This window comes from Pseudonocardia alni, assembly GCF_002813375.1.
GTDB classification, from domain to species: domain Bacteria; phylum Actinomycetota; class Actinomycetes; order Mycobacteriales; family Pseudonocardiaceae; genus Pseudonocardia; species Pseudonocardia alni.
Window position 1 is genome coordinate 1,774,151 of record NZ_PHUJ01000003.1, and the last position, 21,958, is coordinate 1,796,108.

Sequence of the window (21,958 nt, forward strand, 5' to 3'; positions counted from 1 at the left end):
GGGACCACCCGGCGCACGACGGGCCAGGGGTGTCCTCTGTGGACTGTTCGGGTTCGGCTCCGCTCTGGGCCGGCCCAGCTCAGAGCAGGCGCAGCTCGTGCGCCCTCGCGATCGCTTCCACCCGGTTCCGGGCGTTGAGCTTCTGCATGGCGGTCTTCAGATAAGCCTTGACGGTGTTGCGGGCCAGCTCCAGCTGCTCGGCGATCTCGGGATTGTTGTGCCCCATCGCCGCGAATCGCAGCACCTCGTACTCGCGCCGGGTGAGTCCCACCCGGCTCAGCAGTTCGGGGCCGGCCGAGCATCGCGTACCGGCCAGCCGCGGGTCGACGACCCGCACGCCCCTCATCACGCGGTGCACGGCGGTGGAGAAATCGCTTCCCGTGACGTCCTTCACGAGACACCCGTCTGCGCCGGCCCCGAGCAGCAGGTCGATCGCGCCGTGATCGGCGTAGCCGGTGAAGAGCATGATCCGGGTTCGCGGCTGGGTGCGCCGGAGCTGCCCCACCAGCTCCGGCGCCGGCATGTCCGGGAGCCGCAGGTCCACCAGGACCAAGTCGCTCTCGATGCGACGCAGGGCATCGATCGCCTCACGAGCGGTGCTCGCACCGCCGGTGACTGTGATGTAAGGGTCCTCGGCGGCCAGCAGCTCCACCCCGCCGCGTACGACCGGATGGTCGTCGATGACGAAGACCCGCACCGGACGGAGCTCACCCATTGCGGTTCCCCGCGCAGCACGGCACCCACGCCCGCACCGTGCTGCCGCCGTCGTCGTTCGCGCTCATGACGACGCCGCCCCCGAGCCGCTGCATCCGCTGCGCCGCCAGCGAGAGGCCGAGATGACCAGGAGCCGGGTCGGCCCTGTCTTCGGACCACCCGCATCCGTCGTCGGCGACCGCGACACTCAGCGTGTCGCCGACGACGGAAACGGTGACCACCACCGCCGAGGCCTGCGCATGCTTCTCGACGTTGACGAGAGCCTCACGCACCACCCCGAGCAGCGCCTCGTTGCGGCCCGGCCCCAGGTCCGGAATCACCGCCAGCGGCACGTACCGCGCCGGGGTCCCGGTCCGCTCCTCGAACGCCTCACAGTCCTCCTGGATACTCACGGCCAGATGTCGGTCCGGCGGCTGCTCGTTGAGCTCGGCGAGCGTGGAGCGCAACATCGACGTGACGTCCTGGACCTGGCGTTCGAGCTCCTCGACCCGTGCACGGACGCACTCGGCCCCGGTCACGGCACGCAGGCTCCGTAGCTCTGCGCCGATCCGGAAGAGCACCGGGCTCACCGAGTCGTGCAGCTCGGCGGCCTTGCGCCGCCGGTCGGCCTGGACTGCGACTCGGGTCTGGATCTGGGCACGGCGTGCGCTGACCAGTGTCGCCGACGCGGCACATGCCGCCTCCTCGACCAGCGACACGACCTGCTCCCCGAAGCTGACTGTGCCCCGCACGCCGACGTAGACGGCACCGAGCACCTCGCCGTCGTAGATCATCGGTACCGCCAGCATCGCCCGCAGGTCCTCGCGGGCGACGAGCTCGTCGAACTCGTGCGTGATCGCGCTCGACGCGAGGTAGTCCCGCACCCAGACCGGGCGCCGCTGCAGCAGGCTCTTGCCCCCGAGACCGTGTCCCTCAGGGACCAGGAGCCGATGCAGCGCGGTGCTCTGCGTCCCGAGCCAACTGCGGTGCACCATCGCGCCGTCGTACTCGACCCGTCCGACGAGCGACATGTCGAACCCACCGACCTCGCGGATTCTCCGGGCCACGGCGTTCATCGCCGCGGACTCGTCGAGCAGGACCAGGAGCTCGCTGTGTCGCAGCGCAAGCTGGTCCAGCACCGCGTCGCCGGGCACGACTCGGTTCGGCTCGGTACTGCGACGCATGGGCGCTCTCCTCGTCGAGGTCCTCGAAGCGTATCCGCCGGGGCATCGTTCCCCCGTTCGTCGAAGGTCAGGGGATGGAGGTGGCGACGTCACCCCGAAGCCGCAGCAACGACTCCAGCAGGAAGTGATCGCCCCAGATCAGCTCGTGCGCGGTCGCTTCTCCCCGTCGCTGGTCGAAGCATCCGGCCGTGAGGATCCCCGCAGGGCGGGTGTCGTCCTCCGTCACGGGGGTGAGGTGGTCCACGACGAGCCTCCGCACCGTGGCCGCGGCATGGTCGCGGTAGTGCGGACGATCGGTCGACTGGTCGGCCAGCCTCAGAAGCGCTACAGCGGCGATGGCGCTGGCCGAGGTGTCCCGCGGGGCGTCGACGCCTGCCGCGAAGTCCCAGGGGGCGACCCGACAATCGGGCAGCCACTCGATCCATCGATCCGCGACGCGCAGAGCCGGGTCGAGGAACTCCGGGCCCGACCAGTGCGCAGCCTGCGCGAAGCCGAGCATGGCCCAGGCCTGGGCCCGGGCCCAGGTGCTGCCGTCGGACAGTCCTTTGTGCGTGTAACGGCACTTCAGCTCACCCGTGCGCTCGTCGAAGGCCGCGGACTGGGCGACGGACCCGTCGTCCCGGACGCAGTACTCCACGTGCCGTGCCGCATGCCGGCGCGCGATCTCCGCCAGACCGGTTTCGCCCGTCCTCTCGGCGGCCCAGCACAGCAACGCGACCGTGCCCGGAACGGCGTCGATGTTGGCCGCACCCGCGCCGACGTCGCCCGCCTCCTCCGCCTGGCTGCCCAGCGGAATCAACCCGGCGTCGCCGTTGAACGCGCTCGCCAGACCACGCGCCCCGGCCAGCGCCGACTCGGCAGCCGCACTGCTGCCGGTCAGCAGATGGGGCAGCAGCGCGCCGTAATGGAAGAGGAACCCGCGGAAGGCGGTGTCGGACTCGGCACGTCCGGTCAGCCCGATCGCGACCTGGTCGGCCGCCGCGGCGTAACGCTCTTCGCCGGTTGCCACCGCCGCCAACGCCAGAAGGCTGCCCCAGAAGCCGCCGGTCCAGAATCCATCGGGGGTCCGACGCCAGGTGCCGTCAGCGGGGTCCGCGTAGTGCGGGTAGCCCGGCTGATCCGACGCCAAGGTGGCGTCGGTCCGCTCGACGAGCAGTCGGACGGCCTCGTCGTGGTCGTAGGTCCTCATGACGAGCTCACCTGGCCGGGCAGCAGCACGGGCTTCAGGACGGTTCCGCCTCGCATGTCCGCCAGCGCGCGCCCGGCATCGGTGAGCGGGTACGTGGTGACGAGCTTCTCCAGGTCGAACCGCCTCGCCAGCTCGGGCAGGCTCAGGACATAGTCGAGATGGTTGCGCGGCGAGAATGCCCAGCTGCCGAGCACCCTCAGCTGCTTCTTGGTGATGTGGTGCGGATTGATCGGGGTCGTGCCGTGGTCGGTGTACTGGCCGACCACCAGGTACGTACCGCCGCGGCGGGTGAGGTCGATGCCCTCGGCGACCGCTGCCGGGACGCCCGTCGCCTCGATCACGAGGTCCGCACCACGCCCGTCGGGCGTCTCGGCCCGAATCTTCGCGGCGCGGTCGACGGAGTCGGACTCGGTGAAGATGTCGACGTACACGTCACCGATGCCGGCGGCGCGTGCGGCGTCCAGCCGTCCCGCAGGCCCTCCCACGATGATCACCTTGACGGCGCCCGCGAGCGTCGCCAGCATGGCGCAGGCCAGCCCGACCGGCCCACTCCCCTGCACGATCACGACGTCACCGGGTCGGGGACCTCCGATGCCCATGGCGTGCACGGCGGTCGGGCCCGCGCAGCCCAGGGCGATCACCTGCTCCGGGCCGACGTCCTCCGGGATCTTGACGATCGTCGAGCCCGGCTGCAGATAGATCTGCTCGGCCCAGCCGCCCGACAGGTGCGGCCAGACCCCGCTGCTCTGGTTGATGCCGTACACCTTGCGCGTCTCGCAGAGCGACGGCTCGTCGCTCGTGCAGTGGAAGCACTCGTGGCACGGGATGTTCGACGCCCAGGACACCGCGTCGCCCGGCTGCAACGGGGCGCCGAGCGCATCGGTCGTCACCTCGTTCCCGAGCGCGCTGATCCGGCCCACCGCCTCGTGCCCGAGGATCATCGGCAGCGGAATCTCCATCCGGCCCTGCTGCAGGTGCATGTCGGTGCCGCAGACCCCGGCGTGGGTGACGTCGACCGTCACGGCGCCCGGCTGCGGTGCGCTCGCGGGACGGTGACCCACCTGCAGGTCCTCGCCGAATGCGGTCAGCTCGACGGCGACGCGATCGCCCATGGTGTCCTCCTTCATCGCACCGCTCCGCTCTCGCGGAGGGCACGGAGCTCGTCGTCGTCGAAGCCCGCCTCGCGCAACACCGCCTCGGTGTCCGCGCCCACCCCGGACACCCCGCGGGCGACGCTCGCGGGAGTACGCGACAGTCGGACGGGGTTGCCGAGGATCCTGGTCGTGCGCCGGCCTTCGACGTCGACGGTGGTGACGGTGCCGTTCTCCAGTACCTGCGGATCCTCCAGCGTCTCGCGCAACGTGAGCAGCGGGGCCGACAGCAGATCGACGGCGTCGAACCGCTCGGTGGCATCTCGCGTGGTCAGTGCGGCGACCGCGTCGCGCAGCAACTCGTTGGCGGCGGCGGCGTTGCGGGCCTGCAGGTCGGCGGTGGCGAACTCCGGCCTGCGGCTGAGGTCCTCGACCTCCAGCGCCTTGCACAGCATGCCGAGAGCGTTGTCGCGGAACAGGCCCAGGACCGTGACCATGCCGTCCGCGGTGGGGAAGACCCCGTGGTACCAGTCGGTGACCCAGTTGGTCTCGTGGTCGTACATCAGCAGCGAAGCGCTCTCCAGCGTCTGCAGAGCGAGTGCCGTGTCGAGCAGGTTGACGCTCACCTTCTGCCCCCTGCCGGAGCGCTCGCGCTCGAAGAGCGCGACCAGGATCCCCTGCGCCAGCAACATCCCGGACGCGTAGTCCACCGCGGGGACCGGATTGAGGTGCGCGGACAGCGTCCGGTCCCCGACGGTCCGGGCCATCCCGCTCAGCGACTGGGCGAGCATGTCCTGCCCGGCCTTGTGCGCGTAGGGGCCGCTCTCGCCGAAGCCGGACGCCGAGGCGTACACCAGCCGCGGGTAGCGCTCGGCGAGCAGCTCGTACGCCAGACCCAGGCGTTCCACGGCCGCCGGCCGGTAGCTGTGCACGAGAACGTCGGCCCTGGCCAGTAGCCGGTGCAGCGCGCTCATGCCCTCCCGGGTCTTCAGATTGAGGGCGATGCTGCGCTTGTTGCGGTTGACACCGGCGTAGTACGACGACGGCTCCCCTGCCTCGATCGCCGGGCGGTCCAGCGAGCGCAGCATGTCGCCCCGGACACCGCGCTCGACCTTGATCACGTCGGCGCCGTGGTCGCCGAGCACCTGCGCGGCGACGGGGCCCTGCACCACTTCGCCGAGGTCGAGCACGGTCATCCCGCTCAGCGGCTGTGACACGCCGATCACCGACCCTCGTAGACGGACTTCGCCACGAGCAGCCGCTGGATCTGGTTGGTGCCCTCGTAGATCTGGGTGATCTTGGCATCGCGCATCATGCGTTCCACCGGGTAGTCGCGGACGTAGCCGTACCCGCCGTGGAGCTGCACCGCGTCCGTGGTGACGGACATGGCGTTGTCGCTGCAGAGCAGCTTCGCCATCGAGATCCTGCCGCGAGCCCGCGGGTTCCCGTCCATGATCAGACGAACGGCGTCGTACAGCAGTGCGCGGGCGGACTCGATCTTGACCGCCATATCGGCGACCATCCCGCGCAGCATCTGGAAGCGTGATAGCGGCTGACCGAACTGGTGCCGCTCGCAGGTGTAGGCCACCGCCGCGTCGAAGGCGCCCTGCGCCACGCCGAGGGCCTGCGCGGCGATGAGCGCGCGGCTGGTGTTGAGCTCACCGTTGATGTAGCGGTAGCCCTGCACCGGGTCGGCCACGACGCGGCTCGCCGGCAACCGCACACCGTCGAAGTTGACGTCGGCGGTCGGGCTGCCCCGCATGCCCATCTTCTTCTCGTGCGGGCCGAAGGACACGCCCGGGTCGTCCCGGTGGACCATGAACACGCCGAAGTCCTGCGTTCCCCCGGACCGGGCGAGTACGGCGTACCAGTCGGCCCACGGCGCGTTGCTGATGAAGCGCTTCTGGCCGGTGAGCATCCAGTCCGTGCCGTCGGGACGCGCTGTGGTGGCGATCGCGGAGAGATCGGAGCCGACGGTCGGCTCGGTCATGCACCAGGCGGCCCCCGCATCACCGGCCGCGACGCGCGGCACGATCTCGGCCTTGAGCTCGTCCGAGCCGTGGCTGACCACTGTCGAGGTACCGGCCCAGTTGACCAGCAGCACGAGCGCGGTGCTCCCGCAGGCGGCGGCAACCTCTTCGACGGCGATGACCTGCGACAACAGGTCTCCGTCGCCGCCACCGAGCGCCCCGGCGTAGGGCAGGCCCGCGACCTCGGCCTCGCGCAGCGCCGCCCAGCCCTCCTCGGGGAAGCGCTCCTTGTCGTCGACATCGCCGGCATGCGGGGCGATGCGATCGGCGGCGAGCCTCCGGACCATGTCCCGGAAGTCGTCGTACTGGGTGTCCATGTCGTCTTCCCTTCGACGATCGTGCAGGTGGTTCACAGCGGTGGCCAGCTGAGGCCGGTGACGGCGGGACCCCCGCCGCCCGCCGTGACACGGCGGGCGGCGTCCGCGGAGACGCCCAGCCGGGTCAGCACCGCCTCCGTGGCGTCTGCGGTGTCGGTGTGCCCGGCCCGGGCCGCGGTGCGGGAGAACACCGGGACGGGCGGGACGGAGCCGGGGTCGAATCCGTCGTAGCGCTCCTTGATCTGCCCGAAGCCGGCGAGTTCGTGGGGCTCGAGGACCGGCGTGACGCAGGCGTCGACGCCGGCGAAGCGCTCCGCCCAGGCGTCGCGGTCGCGGGTGGCGAACGCCGCGGTCAGGCGCTCGCCGATCTCGGTCCAGTTCTCGGGGTCGAGGTGGTCCGGGACCTCACCGAGTTCCAGCGCAGCCCAGAGGTTGGCGAAGAACGCGTTCTCCAGCGCGCCGACCGCGACGTGGCGACCGTCCGCACAGGGATAGCACCGGTACGCCGGCATGCTGCCGGTGAGGACGCCCTCCCCCCGGGCTGGTAGGGACCGGTGGCCCCAGTCGGCGAAGTTCATGCCCATCATGGACAGGACGCCGTCGACCATCGCCGCGTCGAGGTACTGGCCGGCCCCGGAACGCTCCCGCTCGTAGAGCGCGGACACGATGCCGAACGCCGCCAGCAGGCCGCCACCGGCGAAGTCGGCCAGCAGGTTGAGCGGCGGCACCGGTGGCCCGTCGGCGGGCCCGAACGTCCCCAGGGCGCCGCCGACGGCGGCATAGTTGATGTCGTGTCCGGCGGCCTGCGCGAGCGGACCGGTTTGCCCGTATCCGGTGACACTGCAGTAGACCAGCCGCGGGTTGATCCGGCGCAGCTCCTCGTAACCCGCCCCGATCCGGTCGGCCACGCCGGGCCGAAAGCCCTCCATCAGCACGTCGGAGACCTCGACCAGCCGGTGCAGGGCCGCACGGCCGTCCGCTGTCTTGAGATCGAGGGTCACGAACTGCTTCCCGCGCGCCAGGGCGGGGACGGGGAGCCCGGACCTGCCGCCACCGACGGAGATGACCTCGGCCCCCAGGTCGGCCAGCAGCATGCTTCCGTAAGGGCCCGGAGCCAGGCGGGTCATGTCGAGCACGCGGATGCCGGTCAGCGGACCGGAACTTTCCGATGTGGACGTCAGGGATGGCACAGCAGGACGCTCCTCCTCGTTGTGGTCGCCTCGCGTTGCTTCGAGATCCTGTGCCGCCCTCATCCGCCTCGGTACCTCCACCAGGAGGTGCCGGTTTCCCGACGACGGCGCGACGGTGTCCGCCGAGCGTGGCAACGGGCCACCCCGACCGAGGGAGACGGCGATGTCCGGCGTCGAGCAGCCGAGCACCAGCCCGGCGGAGTTCGAGCAGGTCCTGGAATCCGCGGCCGCGGCGGCGCCCGCACTGGGCGCGATGTCGCCCGGGGAGCGAGCCGGGTTGTTGCGCGCGGTCGCGGCCGGCCTGCGGGCCCGGCGCGACGAGTTGGTCCCGCTCGCGGATGCGGACAGCGCCCTGGGCGAGGCGCGGCTGGTCGGCGAGGTCGAGCGCACCGCGGTGCAGTTCGAGATGTTCGCCGAAGCGGTCGAAGAGGGTTCCTGGCTCGAGGCCGTGATCGATCGGGCGAACCCCGAGGGGCCGCTCGGCCCGCAGCCCGACCTGCGCCGCATGCTCGTGCCTCTGGGGCCGGTCGCCGTGTTCGGGGCGAGCAACTTCCCGTTCGCGTTCGGGCTCGCCGGCGGGGACACCGCGTCGGCCCTGGCCGCGGGCTGCCCGGTCGTCGCCAAGGTGCACCCCGCCCAACCGCGGCTCTCCGGCCCCTACGCCGAGGTCGTCGCGAAGTCGCTGGCCGCAGCCGGTGCTCCCGAGGGCACCTTCGGGGTCGTGTCGGGACTCGAGTCGGGCCGTGCCCTCGTCATGGACCCGCGGATCACCGCGGTCGGCTTCACCGGCTCCACCTCCGGGGGGAGGGCGCTCGCGGACCTGGCCGCCGGTCGCCCCTCCCCCGTTCCCTTCTACGGTGAGCTGGGCAGCCTCAACCCGGTGTTCGTCACGCCGGCGGCCGCGGCCGCGCGGGGCGAGGGGATCGTCCGCGACTACCTGGCCTCGGTCGGGCTCGGCGCCGGCCAGTTCTGCACCAAGCCGGGCCTGCTGCTCGTGCCCGAGGACAGCGGGATGGCCGAGATCGTCGCCGCCGAGGCGGACACCGCACCGGTCACGTTGCTGCACGACGGGATCGGCGACGCCTACGTGGACGGGACGCGGGCCCTGGCGACGCATCCCGCGGTGCGGATCCTTGCCGGTGCCCCGGAAGGCGACGGCCGGGCCGTCCGCCCCGTGTTGGCCAGGACGACGATCGCCGAGCTCGCCGGGTTCCAGGACGAACTGCTGGCGGAGCGCTTCGGACCCTTCTCCCTCGTGGTGACCTACCGCGACGCCGACGAGCTGCGGTCCGCCGTCGCCCTGCTGGAGGGGTCGCTGACGGCAGGGGTACATGCCGCGGGGCCCGACGACGGCGACGCGGCAGCGCTGCTTCCTCTCCTCGCTCCGCTCGCCGGCCGCGTCCTGTGGAACAGTTGGCCGACGGGTGTCGCGGTCACCTGGGCACAGCACCACGGCGGCCCCCACCCGTCGACGACATCGATCCACACATCAGTGGGCGCCACGGCCATGCGCCGTTTCCTGCGCCCGATCGCCTACCAGTCGATTCCGGACGCTTTGCTCCCGGCAGCGTTGGCGGACGCCAACCCGCTGGGCATCCCCCGCCGTGTCGACGGCGTGCTCACCCCGGAGCCGCTGGCGTGAGCGGTAGGCGTCTCACTTCACCGAGGGTCCAGCGCCCGTGAGCCCGGTGTTGGACGGGATCCGCGTCGTCGAGCTCGGCAGCGGTGCGCTCAGCCCACAGCCGGGGCAGACGCTCGGCGACCTCGGAGCCGAGGTCGTCAAGGTGGAGCACGGCGCCCGGGGGGGCGCCCTTCGCCCGGTCGACCGGCAGGCGGTCGACAACGACCTCATGGCACCGGCTTTCGCCGCCGCGAACCGCAACAAGCGCAGCATCTGCGTCGACCTCGCCACGCCCGGTGGCGAGGACGTCGTGCGCCGTCTGGTCGAGCGCGCCGACGTCCTGCTCCACGACCACGGGGCGCCGTGCATCGAGCGGCTCGCGCTGGGCCACGCCGATCTCGCGGGAGGCCACCCGCGCCTGATCCACGCCTCGATCAGCAGCGCCGGTTCCATCGGTTCCACAGCCGCCCCGGCGGGCCACGAGCTACTCGCGCAGGCCACGAGCGGGCTCACCCACACCGGCTGCGGCCGGAGTGGTCACCTCCCGCGATCCCTTCCCGGCACGCCGGTCATCTACGCGGCCTCGGCGCTGCTGGTTCAGGGGATCCTCGGAGCGCTCCTCGAGCGAGGCCGATCGGGCCGCGGACAGGAGGTGACGGTGAGCCTGTTCGACACCGCACTCGCCATGCAGGGATCGGAGGTCGCATCGTTGTCGATGTACGGGCGGAGCCCCGGATGGGACGACCTGGGGTACCGGGCCACGTTCACGACCCGCGACGGAACCGTGACCGTGGTCGGTGTCGTCGACGCGGACGCACTCGGCCCGCTGTGCCGGGAACTCGGCGTCGACGACCTCACCGAGCGGGCAGAGTTCTCGACGCCGTACCTCCAGGCGCGTAACGGGGAGGCGGCAACAGCTCTTCTCGCGCCAGCCGTCGCCGAGCTGACGAACCTGCAGGCTCTCGAGGTCTTCGAGACCGCAGGACTGGCCTGTGCTCCCCGGCTCGGGCTCCGGACGCTCCTCGACGGGTCGCGTGTCGGGGCCGGCCCACTCCTGGTCGACGTGGACGTGGCGGGCCAGCCGGCCGCGCAGCTGCCCCGCCATCCCGTGCGCATGTCGCGGAGTCGCGCACAGACCGGGCGAGGGGTCCCCGCCCTCGGCCAGGACACCGAGACCGTACTCGCCGAGCTCGGCTTCGTCCCCGGCGAGATCCGCGCGCTGGCCGGTGTCGGCGCCATCCGCCCGGACGCGGACAGGGAGATCCGCTCCGCCGCGAACTACGTCTGATCGAGCTCGGATCCACAGTCGACGTGAGGCTGAGGATCGGGTCGTGGGTGGACGACGAACCAACGGGCCCGCACGTGCGCAACGGCGCTACTTCGTGCTCCCGCCCGCGTCGACGAGCAGCTCGAGTCCGGTCACGAAGCGGGCCTCGTCGGACAGCAGCCAGAGCGCGGCGGTGGTCGAGTCCGTGATCTCAATGCTGCTGGTGGTCTTGGTGCCCTTCTCCTGCAACGCCCGCCCGTCCCGGGCGATCGCCCGGCGGATCGTCAACGTCCCCGAATGCCGATCGACGTTCGACCAGCGCAATGCGCACAGCTCGCCCCACGGGCCCCGGTGGTCATGAACAGCCAGACCAGCGCACCCCAGTCCAGATCCCGCCACGCCTCGTTCAGCAGCCGCGCGGCCTCCCCCGCGGACGGCGGCTGCGGGTCTGGCGGCGGCGTGGCGGGCGGGGAGACGAACTCGACCGGGTTCACCGAGACCCACCGCCGGCAAACGCCGCGAGAGTGGGCGCCGTTGAGCACGAAGTGGATGGGCCGGACCGTGGCCGGCGCGAGCGGCCGACAGCGGTGCGGACGACACCGGTGATCGCGCTCGTGCTCCCGCGGCGTCCGGTGATCGATCCGCTTCGCCGACCCCGAGCAGTGGTCCCGGCACCGACGCACCTCGGCGTAGAGCGAGTCCAGCGCCCCCGCCCCGACAGCGCCGGCCTTCGTCCGCCCCAAGAACGGACGAACGTGCAGCTCCCGGTACCGCGTGTACGCCCGGGTGCGTGGTCGCCCCGACGTCCAGGGTCTCCAGGTACCGGTCGAGCAGCTGATCCAGCGTCGCGCTCGTCCGCGTCGTCCTCTGCTCGTCGACGTCGTGGTTGAGGCGGCGGAGGACCTTCTCGGCCTCCTTCTTGGCACCCGCCCCGGCGGGCACCGTCTCGCGCAAGTAGTGCCGCCGACCGGAGATCGGGTCCTTCCCGACGTAGACGGAGACCCGGAGCGCTCCGCTGGGCAACTCCTCGATCGTCCCGCGCGGTCGTCCGCGCGGCCTCCCGGCTGCCGCCACGTGGAGCAGGATACGAGGGCTTCGCACCACGAAAGGCTCCACGAGCGGAGCTACGCGATCATGGGGCCAGAGAAGGCCCTGGTCAGATATGTGGGCGCGGCAGGGTTCGAACCTGCGACCGCTCGGGTGTAAAGAGCGTGCGAGACACCACACGAGACCGCTACCTGCAGCGATGGTTCGCAAGCGACTCCACGTGCTGTCCTCGGGACCGGTCGTTGCCGCAGTTTCGCGTCACGACACGTGTCACGTTCTCGCCCGCGGCTGGGAGGCCGGCTGAGACAAGTCCGCGTTGAGGCGTTCATCTCCAGCAGCACTGCCGGGCCGCGGCCTTGAGCGCGAACCCCCGTCCACCGAGGCATTCGGACGGACGGAAGTGCCATCAGATGCGCCGGCAGGCCCAGGGCGACCCTCATACCCACCCGGCTGCCCATCGCACCGCGAGATGCCGACTGTTCCAGGAACCGACGCGACAGCGCCATCACGAGCACCTGCCGCCGCATGAGAAGGCAAACGTCGGGCCGGTCCACGCTGTAGCCGTAGATCGCGTGCGGGTGCAGAACGACCAGGGTCCATGGCCGCGGCCGGCTCCGCCATTGGGCCGTCGCGAGCAGGTGTTGGATCCTGCGCACGGCGACTGGACGTGACACTCCCTCGACCCGCTCGCGGTAACGCTGCACCGCGTGGGGCGTGACCGCGAGGGCAGCGGGAGGAACCACTAGTCCGAAGTCGGGGTTCGGCAGGGCGAGGGCGAGAACCGCCGCGCTTTGGTCATGCGGCTTCATCGCCGACTCCGGCACTGCTCATCGTGCCCAGGGCGGCGCGTGCCTGCGTGAGCAGTCGCGACAGCTCGGTGCGCAGGGCCTCGGACTCGTCGCCGATCGTGGACGCGTGCTGCCGGATGAGTCCGACCGACTTGCTGACCTTGTCGATCCTGTCCAGGACCCCGATCGCCGCGGTGATCTTCTCCTCGGCGATGCGGACCTCGCCCGTCCCCTCGTCGTGCGCGGTGGTCAGCGCCGCGAGGCGCAGCAGCTGGAGCACGGTCCGCAGCAGGTCGACCGAGTCGGATTCCGGATCAAAGGCCATCAGCAGGCGGCGCGGACCGAGACTAAGGACGGCGTGGCCGCCGAGCTGCGAGGCCGAGCGCACGATGCCGAGCGAGGCCCGGGCGTCGCGGTTGCGTCCAGTCTCGTCGAGGTAGGCGCCCCACCCCGCCCCGCCCGCGGTCCGAGTCGGACATCTCCACGACCACCCGGACATCGCCCCCGTGGAGTGCTAGCACGCCGTCGCCCTTCTTGCTGCGCGGCGACCGGCCGGCCGTGGCTGAGGTGTTGATGTACTCGTCGCCGAAGCCCGCGGCCAGCTCCGCGAGGACCTGGTGCATGGCGTCCTCGAACGGCTTGCCCTTGAGCGTGGACAGCTGCATAGTAGCTACCCGGGCACCGGAGGCGGCCTGCGCCAGCTTGACCGTCTCGGCCAGCCCGTCGATCTTCCGAGCAAGCTCCGCACTGTCCTTGGCCAGCGCCTCGGCAAGCGTCCTGTGCTGCTCGGCCAGCATGCGGGTCTGCTGTGCCATCGGCGAGGCCGGGTCTGCCGGGTCGAATTGCCGGGCCGCCTTCGCGATCAGCTCGCTGGTCTGCTGCGACGAGCGGCCCTCGAGGTCACGGCCGAATCGCTCGATGACCGGCGCGAGCCGGGTGAGCAGCTCCGGGTGCTCGCCGCCCAACAGACGGTTGACCTCGATGCTCAGTGCCTTGCGGGCGGTCTCGACATCCTCGGAGAATGACCGGCGAGCTTCCGCTCCGAGCTCGTTGATGGCCGTGCGCGCGGCGGCGGTCGACGACTCAATGGTCACGGTCGCCTTCCGGATCGCCTCGTCGGTGGCCTGAGTAGCCTGCCGGGACGCCTCGGCAGGGCGCTCGCCGACTTCGGTGACGAGCGCCTCGAGGTTGTAGGCCTCCTGGGCGCCGCCGGCGGTCGCGATGGCGTGCGAGCCGACAACCAAGGCCTGGGTGACGAACGTCGTGAGATCCGCGCCGGCCATGTCCTCCGCGGCCACCGCCGTGGCCCGGTGGCCGGTCGACCAGCGCCGCGCCTCCGCGACGACGGCTGGATCACGCACATCGAGGTGGGCGACCACCACGGCAGGGCCGGATGCATCGAAGTGTGCAGTCATGACTGCCTCGCTTCCTCGTCGCCGGTCGGGTTGACCGGGTGAAGCCGAGGTTCCGGATCGCGAGGCGACAGGACAAGCATGAGCACTGATAAGCCCGATTATCAGCATCGTGACTCGGCAGAACGCGAGCCCAGCCCTAGAGTCAAGACGTCGGCGAGCGGGAGGAGGGCGCCATGGTGGCACAGCTGGGCACCCTGACCCTGCAGGACATCGCCGATCTGGCGCGTGTCAGCCGGCCCGTCGTGTCGATGTGGCGGCGCCGACCGCAGATCGACGGCAAGGTCGTCCCGTTCCCGAAGCCGGTCCTTCGGACCGGGCGGATCGAGCACTTCGACCGCGAAGAGATCGTCGCGTACCTGGAGACGACGGGCCGCGGCAACAACGTCGATAACCGGCTGGACGCGCCCGCGGCCGCGGTGCCCGACGGGGTCGATCTCGAGGACGCCGTCACGTTCCTCTGTCTCCACGCCCTCACCGGGGCCGAGCTGATGGACCGCACCGCAACCGAGCTAAGCGATCTGGCCGAGAAGGCCGACCCGCACGACCGACTCCTGCTACACGAGGTCCGCGCAGTCGGCGGCGCTATGCACCTGCTGCGCTACGTCGATGACCTCGTCGAGGCGTCGTACGGCGTACCCGACGCCCTCCAACGGGTGGAGCGCGGTCGCCTTCGCCGGGACGCTGCTGAGCGCGGTCCCACCGACGAGCTGGTCGACCTGCTCTGCTCCATCACGACCGCGGTACGCCTGTCCTTCACCGACGAAACGGCCGCGCTCGTGCCGCCGGCGGATCACCGGCTGATCCGGCGGCTCGCCGAGGGCTTCGCCGGGATCGTTCTCGCTGACGATCCCGCAGCGCGTGCGATACGTCGTCGTGCCGTAATCGAGGGAATCGAGGTGCTCGACGGCGCGCCTGCGCTCGTGCGGGTGCTCTCCGTGGTCGGCATGCCGGACGCGGACGCGATGCGGGCCACCGACGACCTCGTCCTCGAGTTGCGTCCGACCGACCTCGGCGTGGTCCTTGGCGCCGCTTCCCTGCTCTGCGACCCTCTGGTCGGCGATCTTCAACAGTCCCGGTCGGCCACGCTCCGTCCAGGCAACCTGGTCCTGGCGGCCCGGCTTCCGCGTGGCCTGTGGAAGGGTGCGCACCGACAGAGCCTCGCGTTGTGGATACTGAGGGGCGCAGGTGAAGCGGGCACTGTGTGGCTGGCCGACCTCGATGCGGAGGAGATTGTCCCCGACGATCTCGCCTCGGACGTCCTGGCCGCGCTCCAGCACACCGAGCACCGCTCCTACCGGTATGCGCGCCGAGCCGAGCTCGCCACCGTGCTCGCCGCCGCGTCGGTGGTGCCGCGTGGCGTGCGCGCGGTGAGGCTGGCGAGGACCGAGGCATCCACTCAACTCGACCGCATCTACGCCGCCACACTGACCACCAGTGCGCCGGTCCCCGGCTTCGACGTCACGGTGGCGGCCGCGCCGGGTCAGATCGTGTTGCGCCGACGTTCCCTGGGCGAACTCCACGAGGCAGGCCGGCTCCTGCTCCGGCGCGGCAACCGCATCGACCGAGGTCTGGCCGTCCCGGGCGGCAGCATCCGGGTGCTCTCCGCCGACGGCACCACGGACGCCCTGCGCCTCGACCCGTTCGACGTGGCGCGGGTCTATCCGAGGGCGACACGGACCGAGCCCGGTGACGTCGTCTTCCTCGAGCGGCCGCGCCCGGCGGCTCGCGTCGACACGGAGGGCGGGGCGATGGTCGCCGCACCCAGCCGGATCCTCCGGCTGGGGCCCGGCAGCCCGGTTGGCCCGCACACCCTCGCGGCGATCATCAATGAGATCGCCCCTGAGCGCAGTGAGTGGCCGACGTGGAGTGTCCCCGACCTACCGCCCGTCGAGGCCGGTGCGCTCGACGCGGCGCTCGCGGCGGCCGCGGCTCGGAAGGCTGAGCTCGGCCGCCACGAGCAGGCGCTGCAGGACCTCGTCACGAATCTCATCCACGGCGTGGCCGGAGGCGCCGTCACGATCGACCCAACCATCACCACCCTGGGAGCGGGCTAATGCCACCACGGAAGACGACGGAGCCGCTCGCTCCGTCCACCATGAAGGAACTCAAGGACACGCTGTGGAAGGCGGCCGACAAGCTGCGCGGCTCCTTGTCGGCGAACCAGTACAAGGACGTCATCCTCGGCCTGGTCTTCCTCAAGTACGTCTCCGACGCCTACGACGAGCGCCGGGAGGCGATCCGCACCGACCTGGCCGCCGAGGGGTACGACGCGGACCAGATCGCAGACCTGATCGACGACCCCGAGGAGTACCAGGGTTACGGCGTGTTCGTCGTGCCGCCCGAGGCCCGCTGGGCGTATTTGGCCGAGAACGCCAAGGGAAAGCCGGCGGTCGGCGCGCAGCCGGCGCGCACCATCGGGTCGCTGGTCGACGAGGCCATGGACGCGATCATGCGCGCGAACGAGAGCCTGCGCGGCACCCTGCCGCGGCTCTACAACAAGGACAACATCGACCAGCGACGCCTCGGCGAGCTGATTGACCTGTTCAACAGTGCCCGGTTCAGCCGTCAGGGCGAGCACCGCGCCCGCGACCTCATGGGCGAGGTCTACGAGTACTTCCTCGGCAACTTCGCCCGCGCCGAGGGCCGCCGAGGCGGGGAGTTCTTCACACCCCCGTCGGTGGTGAAGGTGCTCGTCGAGGTGCTTGAGCCGAGCAAGGGCCGCGTCTACGACCCGTGCTGCGGCTCAGGCGGCATGTTCGTGCAGACCGAGCGCTTTATCTACGAGCACGACGGCGACCCGAAGGACATTTCCATTTTCGGCCAGGAGTCCATCGAGGAGACCTGGCGAATGGCGAAGATGAACCTCGCCATCCACGGCATTGACAACGCCGGCCTCGGCCCGCGTTGGGGCGACACGTTCGCCCGGGACGTCCACGGTGACGTCAAGATGGACTACGTCCTGGCGAATCCGCCGTTCAACATCAAGCACTGGACCCGCAACGTCGAAGATCCCCGTTGGCGATTCGGCGTTCCGCCCGCCAACAACGCCAACTACGCCTGGATCCAGCACATCCTGTCCAAGCTCGCACCGGGTGGGAAGGCCGGCGTCGTAATGGCCAACGGCTCGATGTCGTCGAACTCCAACGGTGAGGGAGACATCCGGGCTGAGATCGTCAAGGCCGACCTCGTCTCCTGCATGGTCGCGCTACCAACTCAGCTGTTCCGCAGCACCGGAATCGCGGTCTGCCTGTGGTTCTTCGCCAAGGGCAAGGGCGCGGGCAAGCACGGCTCGATCGACCGCTCTGGCCAGGTGCTCTTCATCGACGCCCGCGAGCTCGGCTACATGGTTGACCGCGCCGAGCGTGCGCTCACCAACGAGGAGATCGTCCGCATCGGCGACACCTACCACGCCTGGCGTGGCTCCCCGTCGGCCGCAGCGAAGGGTGTGACGTACGAAGACGTGCCGGGATTCTGCAAGTCGGCGACTCTGGACGAGATCAAGGCTGCGGACTATGCCCTGACGCCGGGGCGGTACGTCGGGGCCGCCGAGGTTGCGAACGACGGCGAGCCGGTGGACGCCAAAATCGAGCGGCTCAGCAAGGAACTGCTCATCTGCTTCGATGAGTCTGCGCGGCTGGAAAAGGTCGTTCGGGAGCAGCTGGAGCGGTTGGCATGAAGCTGATCAAGTTGGGTGATGTCACCACAAAGATCGGTTCTGGCGCGACGCCCCGAGGAGGCGCTAACGTCTATCAACCTGAGGGGACCGCGTTTATCCGCTCTCAGAACGTGCTCGACAACAGGATGCGGCTAGACGAGCTGGCCCGCATTGATGATCAAGCTGCCAGCGCTCTTCGTGGAGTCACCGTCGAGGCGGGCGATGTGCTCCTCAACATCACGGGCGATTCCATTGCTCGGTGCTGCTTGATTGAGGAACGCGTGTTGCCGGCGCGGGTGAGCCAGCATGTCGCGATCATCCGGACTACCACTGCGATGGACTCCCGGTACCTGCAGCGCGTGCTTGTGAACCCGCCGATGAAGAACTACCTACTAGCGACGAGTGATGGCGGAACTCGCAACGCCCTGACCAAGGCCATGATCTCAACGCTTGAGGTGCCCTGCCCCCCAATCGCTGAGCAGCGGGCGATCGCGGAGGTTCTGGGGGCACTCGACGACAAGATCGTCGCCAACGAGTGTGCGGTAGGCATCGGCGAGAAGCTGGTCCGAGCGTTGTTCGACCGAGCGGCCAGAAATGGATCCCGGGAGCGGATCGACAAGGTGGCATCGCTCATCACCCGAGGTGTGACGCCGAAGTACGTCGAGTCTGACGGAATGACGGTCCTAAATCAGAAGTGCGTGCGCGGGCAGCGCGTGGAGTTGAGCCCTGCGCGAATGATGATGCCGCTAGAGTCTCGAAGAGAACGAATTCTAAGACGAAATGATGTTCTGGTCAACTCTACTGGCTTCGGAACACTGGGACGCGCCGCACGTTGGACTCGGAGCGACTTGGAAGTCACCGTCGATTCGCACATCACGATCGTGCGCTTCGACGACAAGCTGACGGAGCCTGCCTGTGCTGGCGTCGGGCTGCTGGAACTCCAGAGTCAGATCGAGGCGCTGGCCGAAGGGAGCACCGGACAAACCGAATTGCGCCGGGACCTGCTCGGCGCTCTCGAACTACGCTTGGCGCCACCGGCGATGCAGGCCGAGCTCGGCCGACAACTGCGCCAGTTCGATGACCTGGCACTGGCGCTGCGCACCGAAAACGATCGGCTTGCCGCGACCCGCGACGAGCTGCTGCCACCGCTCATGTCGGGCAAGATCCGCGTTTCAGACGCGGAGAAGACCGTGGAGGCGGTGGTTTGATGGTCAGCGAGGCGGAGTGGGAGACAATTGCGCTCGACCGGCTCGCCGAGCACGGATGGGAATCGGTCGCCGGCGCGGCAGTCGCGCCGGGAGCCGAGGGCGGTCGGGACTCCTGGGCCGACATCGTGCTGCGCGGACGGCTTCTGGCGGCGATGCGGCGGCTGAACCCGCTGGTGCCAGCCGAGTACCTGGAGCAGGCGCTCGCGGAGGTCGTGGCTCCGAAGTCACAGGACGCGATCGCGGAGAACGCTCGGCTGCACGAGATTCTCGTGCACGGCTATCGCGGGATTTCCTACGTCGACACCGACGGCATCGAGCAGAACCCGACAATCTGGCTGATCGGGCACCGGGTCGAGGACAATGAGTATTTGGCCGTCAACCAGGTGACGATCCGCTCGGCAGAGGTCGAGCGGCGCTTCGACATCGTCGCCTACTGCAACGGGCTGCCGCTCGCGATCGTCGAACTGAAGAAGGCTGGATCCGAGCAGGCTGACACCGCCTCGGCGCATGCGCAGCTCCAAACGTACCTGCGCGAGTTCGGCATGGCCTTCCGGTTCTGTGTGCTCACCGTGATCAGCGACGGCATCACCGCGCGATATGGCACGCCGTTCACCCCGCTCAACCACTACTCGCCATGGAACGTCGACGACGACGGCGAGCCGGTCAAGCTCGGTAGCGACGCCGACGACCTCAGCGTGGACGTCGAGCTGGAGTGTCTGATCGACGGGCTGTTCAACCAGGAGCGCTTCCTCCAGTTGCAGCGCAACTTTGTCGCCTTCGACGAGGGCGCGGACGGCTACGCGAAGCGAATCGCGAAGCCTCACCAGTACTTCGCGGTCACCAAGGCCGTGGGGTCCACCGTCGACGCGGCGGAGAGCAACGGCAGGGCCGGCGTCGTCTGGCATACCCAGGGCTCGGGCAAGTCCATGGAGATGGAGCTCTACGCGCATCTGGTCAGCGCCCAGCCGAAGCTGAAGAATCCAACGCTCGTCGTGGTGACCGACCGCACCGAGCTGGACAGCCAGCTGTTCGAGACCTTCGCCCGTTCCCGGCTGCTCGCCGAGACTCCGGTCAAGGTGACCACGCGGGGGCAGCTCCGAGACGAGCTGAGCAATCGCGCCACCGGCGGCATCTACTTCACGACGCTGCAGAAGTTCTCCCTCACCGACGCCGAACGGGAGGCCGGCCGGGACCACCCGCTGCTCTCGGGCCGTCGCAATATCATCGTCGTCGTCGACGAGGCTCACCGAAGCCATTACGACGATCTGGACGGCTACGCCCGGCACATCCGTGACGCGCTGCCGAACGCGGCGTTCCTGGCCTTCACGGGCACCCCAATCTCCTTCGCCGACCGCAACACACAGGAGGTGTTCGGGGCCGTCATCGACACCTACGACCTCACCCGGGCCGTGGCCGACGGCGCGACGGTGCCGGTGTACTTCGAGCCGCGGCTGATCGCCATCCAGCTGTCCGGTGAGGTCACCGAGGACCAGCTCGACGCGTCCGCGGACGAGGCGACCCTCGGCCTGGACGACGTCGAGCGGTCCCGGATCGAGAAGTCCGTCGCGGTGATCAACGCGCTCTACGGGGCACCGGCGCGGCTCGGCGCGCTCGCCGCGGACATCTTGCAGCACTGGGACCAGCGCACCGCGGCGATGCGGCCCTTCGTCACGGTGCCCGGGAAGGCGCTCATCGTCGGCGGCACCCGGGAGATCTGCGCCCATCTGTACGAGGAGATCATCAAGCTGCGCCCGAAGTGGCATGCCGACGCGGTTGACACGGGCGCAATCAAGGTCGTGTACTCCGGCTCCGCGGCCGACACGGGCCTGGTCGCCAAACACGTGCGCCGCGACGCGCAGACCAAGGTGATCCAGTCTCGGCTCAAGGATCCCGACGACGAGCTGCAGATCGTCATCGTTAAGGACATGATGCTCACCGGCTTCGACGCTCCACCCCTGCACACCCTCTACCTGGACCGGCCGCTCAAGGGCGCGCTGCTCATGCAGACCCTCGCCCGGGTCAACCGGACGTTTCGCGGCAAGCCGGACGGGCTGCTGGTGGCCTACGCCCCGCTTGCGGACAATCTCAATGCGGCGCTTGCCGAGTACACCGCGACCGACCAGACACAGCGGCCGGTCGGCCGCGACGTCGACGAGGCGGCCGCGCTCGCGCGAACGCTCATCGAGACACTCGACGCGATCTGCTCTGGCTATCCCTGGCGGCAGCAGCTGCGCGGTGATCCGAAGAGCTGGATTAAGGCGGCTGTGGGGCTCACCAACTACCTGCGCTCCCCGGCGACGCCCGGCAACCAGCCGACCGACGGGGAGGAGACGCTCGGGCAGCGCTTCCGGAAGCTGGCCAACCAGCTCGCCCGGGCCTGGGCGCTGGCGGCCGGCAGCGAGACCCTCGCGGACCTGCGTGCGACAGCGAAGTTCTACGAAGAGGTCCGCGTCTGGATGGCGAAGTTCGACGCCCAGGAACGGCAGGCCTCCGGGCGGCCGGTCCCCGAGGAGATCCAGCGCCTCCTCGCCGGCCTCGTCGCCTCCTCGACCGCAACCGGTGAGATCGTCGACATCTACAAGGCGGCCGGCATGCCCAAGCCGTCGCTTTCGGATCTGGGACCCGAGTTCACGATCCGGGCGCAGGAGGCGGAGAACCCGCATCTCGCCATCGAAGCGCTGCGGGACCTACTCACCGAGGAGTCAGCCGCCGTCACCCGCAACAACCTCGTGCGGCAGCGCGCCTTCTCCGAGCGGATCAAGGAGCTGATGAACAAGTACACGAACCAGCAGCTCACTTCCGCCGAGGTCATTGCGGAGCTGGTCGAAATGGCAAAGGAGGTCGCCGCCGAAGGCAACCGCGGCCAGGACTTCACCCCGCCGCTGTCCGACGACGAGCTGGCCTTCTACGACGCGGTGAGCACCAACGGATCAGCTGTCGCGTTACAGGGGGAGGAGGTCCTGGCCAAGATAGCCCGCGAGTTGGTCGCGGTCATGCGCCGGGACATCAAGACCGACTGGATGGTTCGCGACGACGTGCGTGCGAAGCTCCGGTCCTCGATTAAACGGCTGCTCGTCAAGTACAAGTATCCGCCGGACAAGCAGCCCGACGCCATTCGACTCGTGATCGAGCAGATGGAAGCGATGGCACCGCGGTTCGCGGCGTGAGGCGGCCGGAGCGAGCTTGTCGCCGACTGAACAACACGTTGTCTGCTCAAGAGGGTGCCGGAGGTCCGCGCGTTCATGTGAGCCAGAGTGGGCTCA

Annotated in this window: 16 protein-coding genes; 6 read left to right on the top strand and 10 right to left on the bottom strand. The window is 69.8% G+C overall.

Annotated elements, in window-relative coordinates; all coding sequences use genetic code 11:
- Positions 1-79 precede the first annotated feature (79 nt).
- From ATL51_RS09085 to ATL51_RS09115, 7 genes are all read right to left on the bottom strand, one after another.
- Positions 80-715, bottom strand: a complete 636-nt coding sequence (locus ATL51_RS09085; RefSeq protein ID WP_073577460.1) for a response regulator — start codon at positions 713-715, stop codon at positions 80-82.
- Positions 708-1,877 (bottom strand): GAF domain-containing sensor histidine kinase, encoded by a 1,170-nt coding sequence (locus ATL51_RS09090; RefSeq protein ID WP_100878330.1) that lies wholly within the window; start codon positions 1,875-1,877, stop codon positions 708-710. Before ATL51_RS09090 ends, ATL51_RS09085 begins: the two co-directional genes overlap by 8 nt.
- A 67-nt stretch (positions 1,878-1,944) precedes the next feature.
- Positions 1,945-3,066, bottom strand: coding sequence for a glycoside hydrolase family 88 protein (locus ATL51_RS09095; protein ID WP_100878331.1), 1,122 nt, complete (start codon positions 3,064-3,066; stop codon positions 1,945-1,947).
- Positions 3,063-4,178, bottom strand: coding sequence for a zinc-binding dehydrogenase (locus ATL51_RS09100; RefSeq protein WP_100880591.1), 1,116 nt, complete (start codon positions 4,176-4,178; stop codon positions 3,063-3,065). The genes ATL51_RS09095 and ATL51_RS09100 overlap by 4 nt, the downstream gene beginning before the upstream one ends.
- Positions 4,179-4,189: 11 nt before the next feature.
- Positions 4,190-5,374 carry a CaiB/BaiF CoA transferase family protein gene (locus tag ATL51_RS09105; protein ID WP_208622955.1) on the bottom strand — a complete coding sequence of 395 codons (1,185 nt, stop codon included), beginning with the start codon at positions 5,372-5,374 and terminating at the stop codon, positions 4,190-4,192.
- Between the two features lie 5 nt (positions 5,375-5,379).
- Positions 5,380-6,504 (bottom strand): acyl-CoA dehydrogenase family protein, encoded by a 1,125-nt coding sequence (locus ATL51_RS09110; protein WP_100878332.1) that lies wholly within the window; start codon positions 6,502-6,504, stop codon positions 5,380-5,382.
- 32 nt (positions 6,505-6,536) lie between these two features.
- Complete coding sequence (locus tag ATL51_RS09115; RefSeq protein WP_392567362.1) at positions 6,537-7,694, bottom strand: CaiB/BaiF CoA transferase family protein; 1,158 nt, start codon at positions 7,692-7,694, stop codon at positions 6,537-6,539.
- A 163-nt stretch (positions 7,695-7,857) separates the two neighbouring features.
- On the opposite strand from ATL51_RS09115, the gene ATL51_RS09120 reads away from it, so the two are divergent.
- Entirely contained in the window at positions 7,858-9,336 is a 1,479-nt protein-coding gene (locus tag ATL51_RS09120) for an aldehyde dehydrogenase (NADP(+)) (RefSeq protein WP_100878334.1), read from the top strand.
- A 37-nt stretch (positions 9,337-9,373) separates the two neighbouring features.
- Entirely contained in the window at positions 9,374-10,603 is a 1,230-nt protein-coding gene (locus ATL51_RS09125) for a CaiB/BaiF CoA transferase family protein (protein ID WP_100878335.1), read from the top strand.
- 87 nt (positions 10,604-10,690) lie between these two features.
- Here the strand turns inward: ATL51_RS09125 and ATL51_RS09130 are convergent, their stop codons facing one another.
- The 3 genes from ATL51_RS09130 to ATL51_RS09145 form a co-directional block, all read right to left on the bottom strand.
- Positions 10,691-10,870 (bottom strand): hypothetical protein, encoded by a 180-nt coding sequence (locus ATL51_RS09130; protein WP_100878336.1) that lies wholly within the window; start codon positions 10,868-10,870, stop codon positions 10,691-10,693.
- A 1,554-nt stretch (positions 10,871-12,424) separates the two neighbouring features.
- The gene (locus tag ATL51_RS09140; RefSeq protein WP_100878338.1) at positions 12,425-12,805 is read right to left on the bottom strand and encodes a hypothetical protein; all 381 of its coding nucleotides are present in this window, start codon (positions 12,803-12,805) and stop codon (positions 12,425-12,427) included.
- Entirely contained in the window at positions 12,765-13,832 is a 1,068-nt protein-coding gene (locus ATL51_RS09145) for a hypothetical protein (RefSeq protein ID WP_157818289.1), read from the bottom strand. The genes ATL51_RS09140 and ATL51_RS09145 overlap by 41 nt, the downstream gene beginning before the upstream one ends.
- 173 nt (positions 13,833-14,005) lie before the next feature.
- Here ATL51_RS09145 and ATL51_RS09150 point away from each other — a divergent pair, with 173 nt between their 5' ends.
- From ATL51_RS09150 to ATL51_RS09165, 4 genes are read left to right on the top strand one after another with little or no spacing between them, the layout of a single operon-like run.
- Positions 14,006-15,886 carry a hypothetical protein gene (locus ATL51_RS09150; RefSeq protein ID WP_100878340.1) on the top strand — a complete coding sequence of 627 codons (1,881 nt, stop codon included), beginning with the start codon at positions 14,006-14,008 and terminating at the stop codon, positions 15,884-15,886.
- A gap of 41 nt (positions 15,887-15,927) precedes the next feature.
- The gene (locus ATL51_RS09155) at positions 15,928-17,508 is read left to right on the top strand and encodes an HsdM family class I SAM-dependent methyltransferase (protein ID WP_301548960.1); all 1,581 of its coding nucleotides are present in this window, start codon (positions 15,928-15,930) and stop codon (positions 17,506-17,508) included.
- Entirely contained in the window at positions 17,505-18,695 is a 1,191-nt protein-coding gene (locus ATL51_RS09160) for a restriction endonuclease subunit S (RefSeq protein ID WP_100878342.1), read from the top strand. Before ATL51_RS09155 ends, ATL51_RS09160 begins: the two co-directional genes overlap by 4 nt.
- The gene (locus tag ATL51_RS09165; protein ID WP_100878343.1) at positions 18,695-21,862 is read left to right on the top strand and encodes a type I restriction endonuclease subunit R; all 3,168 of its coding nucleotides are present in this window, start codon (positions 18,695-18,697) and stop codon (positions 21,860-21,862) included. Before ATL51_RS09160 ends, ATL51_RS09165 begins: the two co-directional genes overlap by 1 nt.
- The last annotated feature ends 96 nt before the right edge of the window (positions 21,863-21,958 follow it).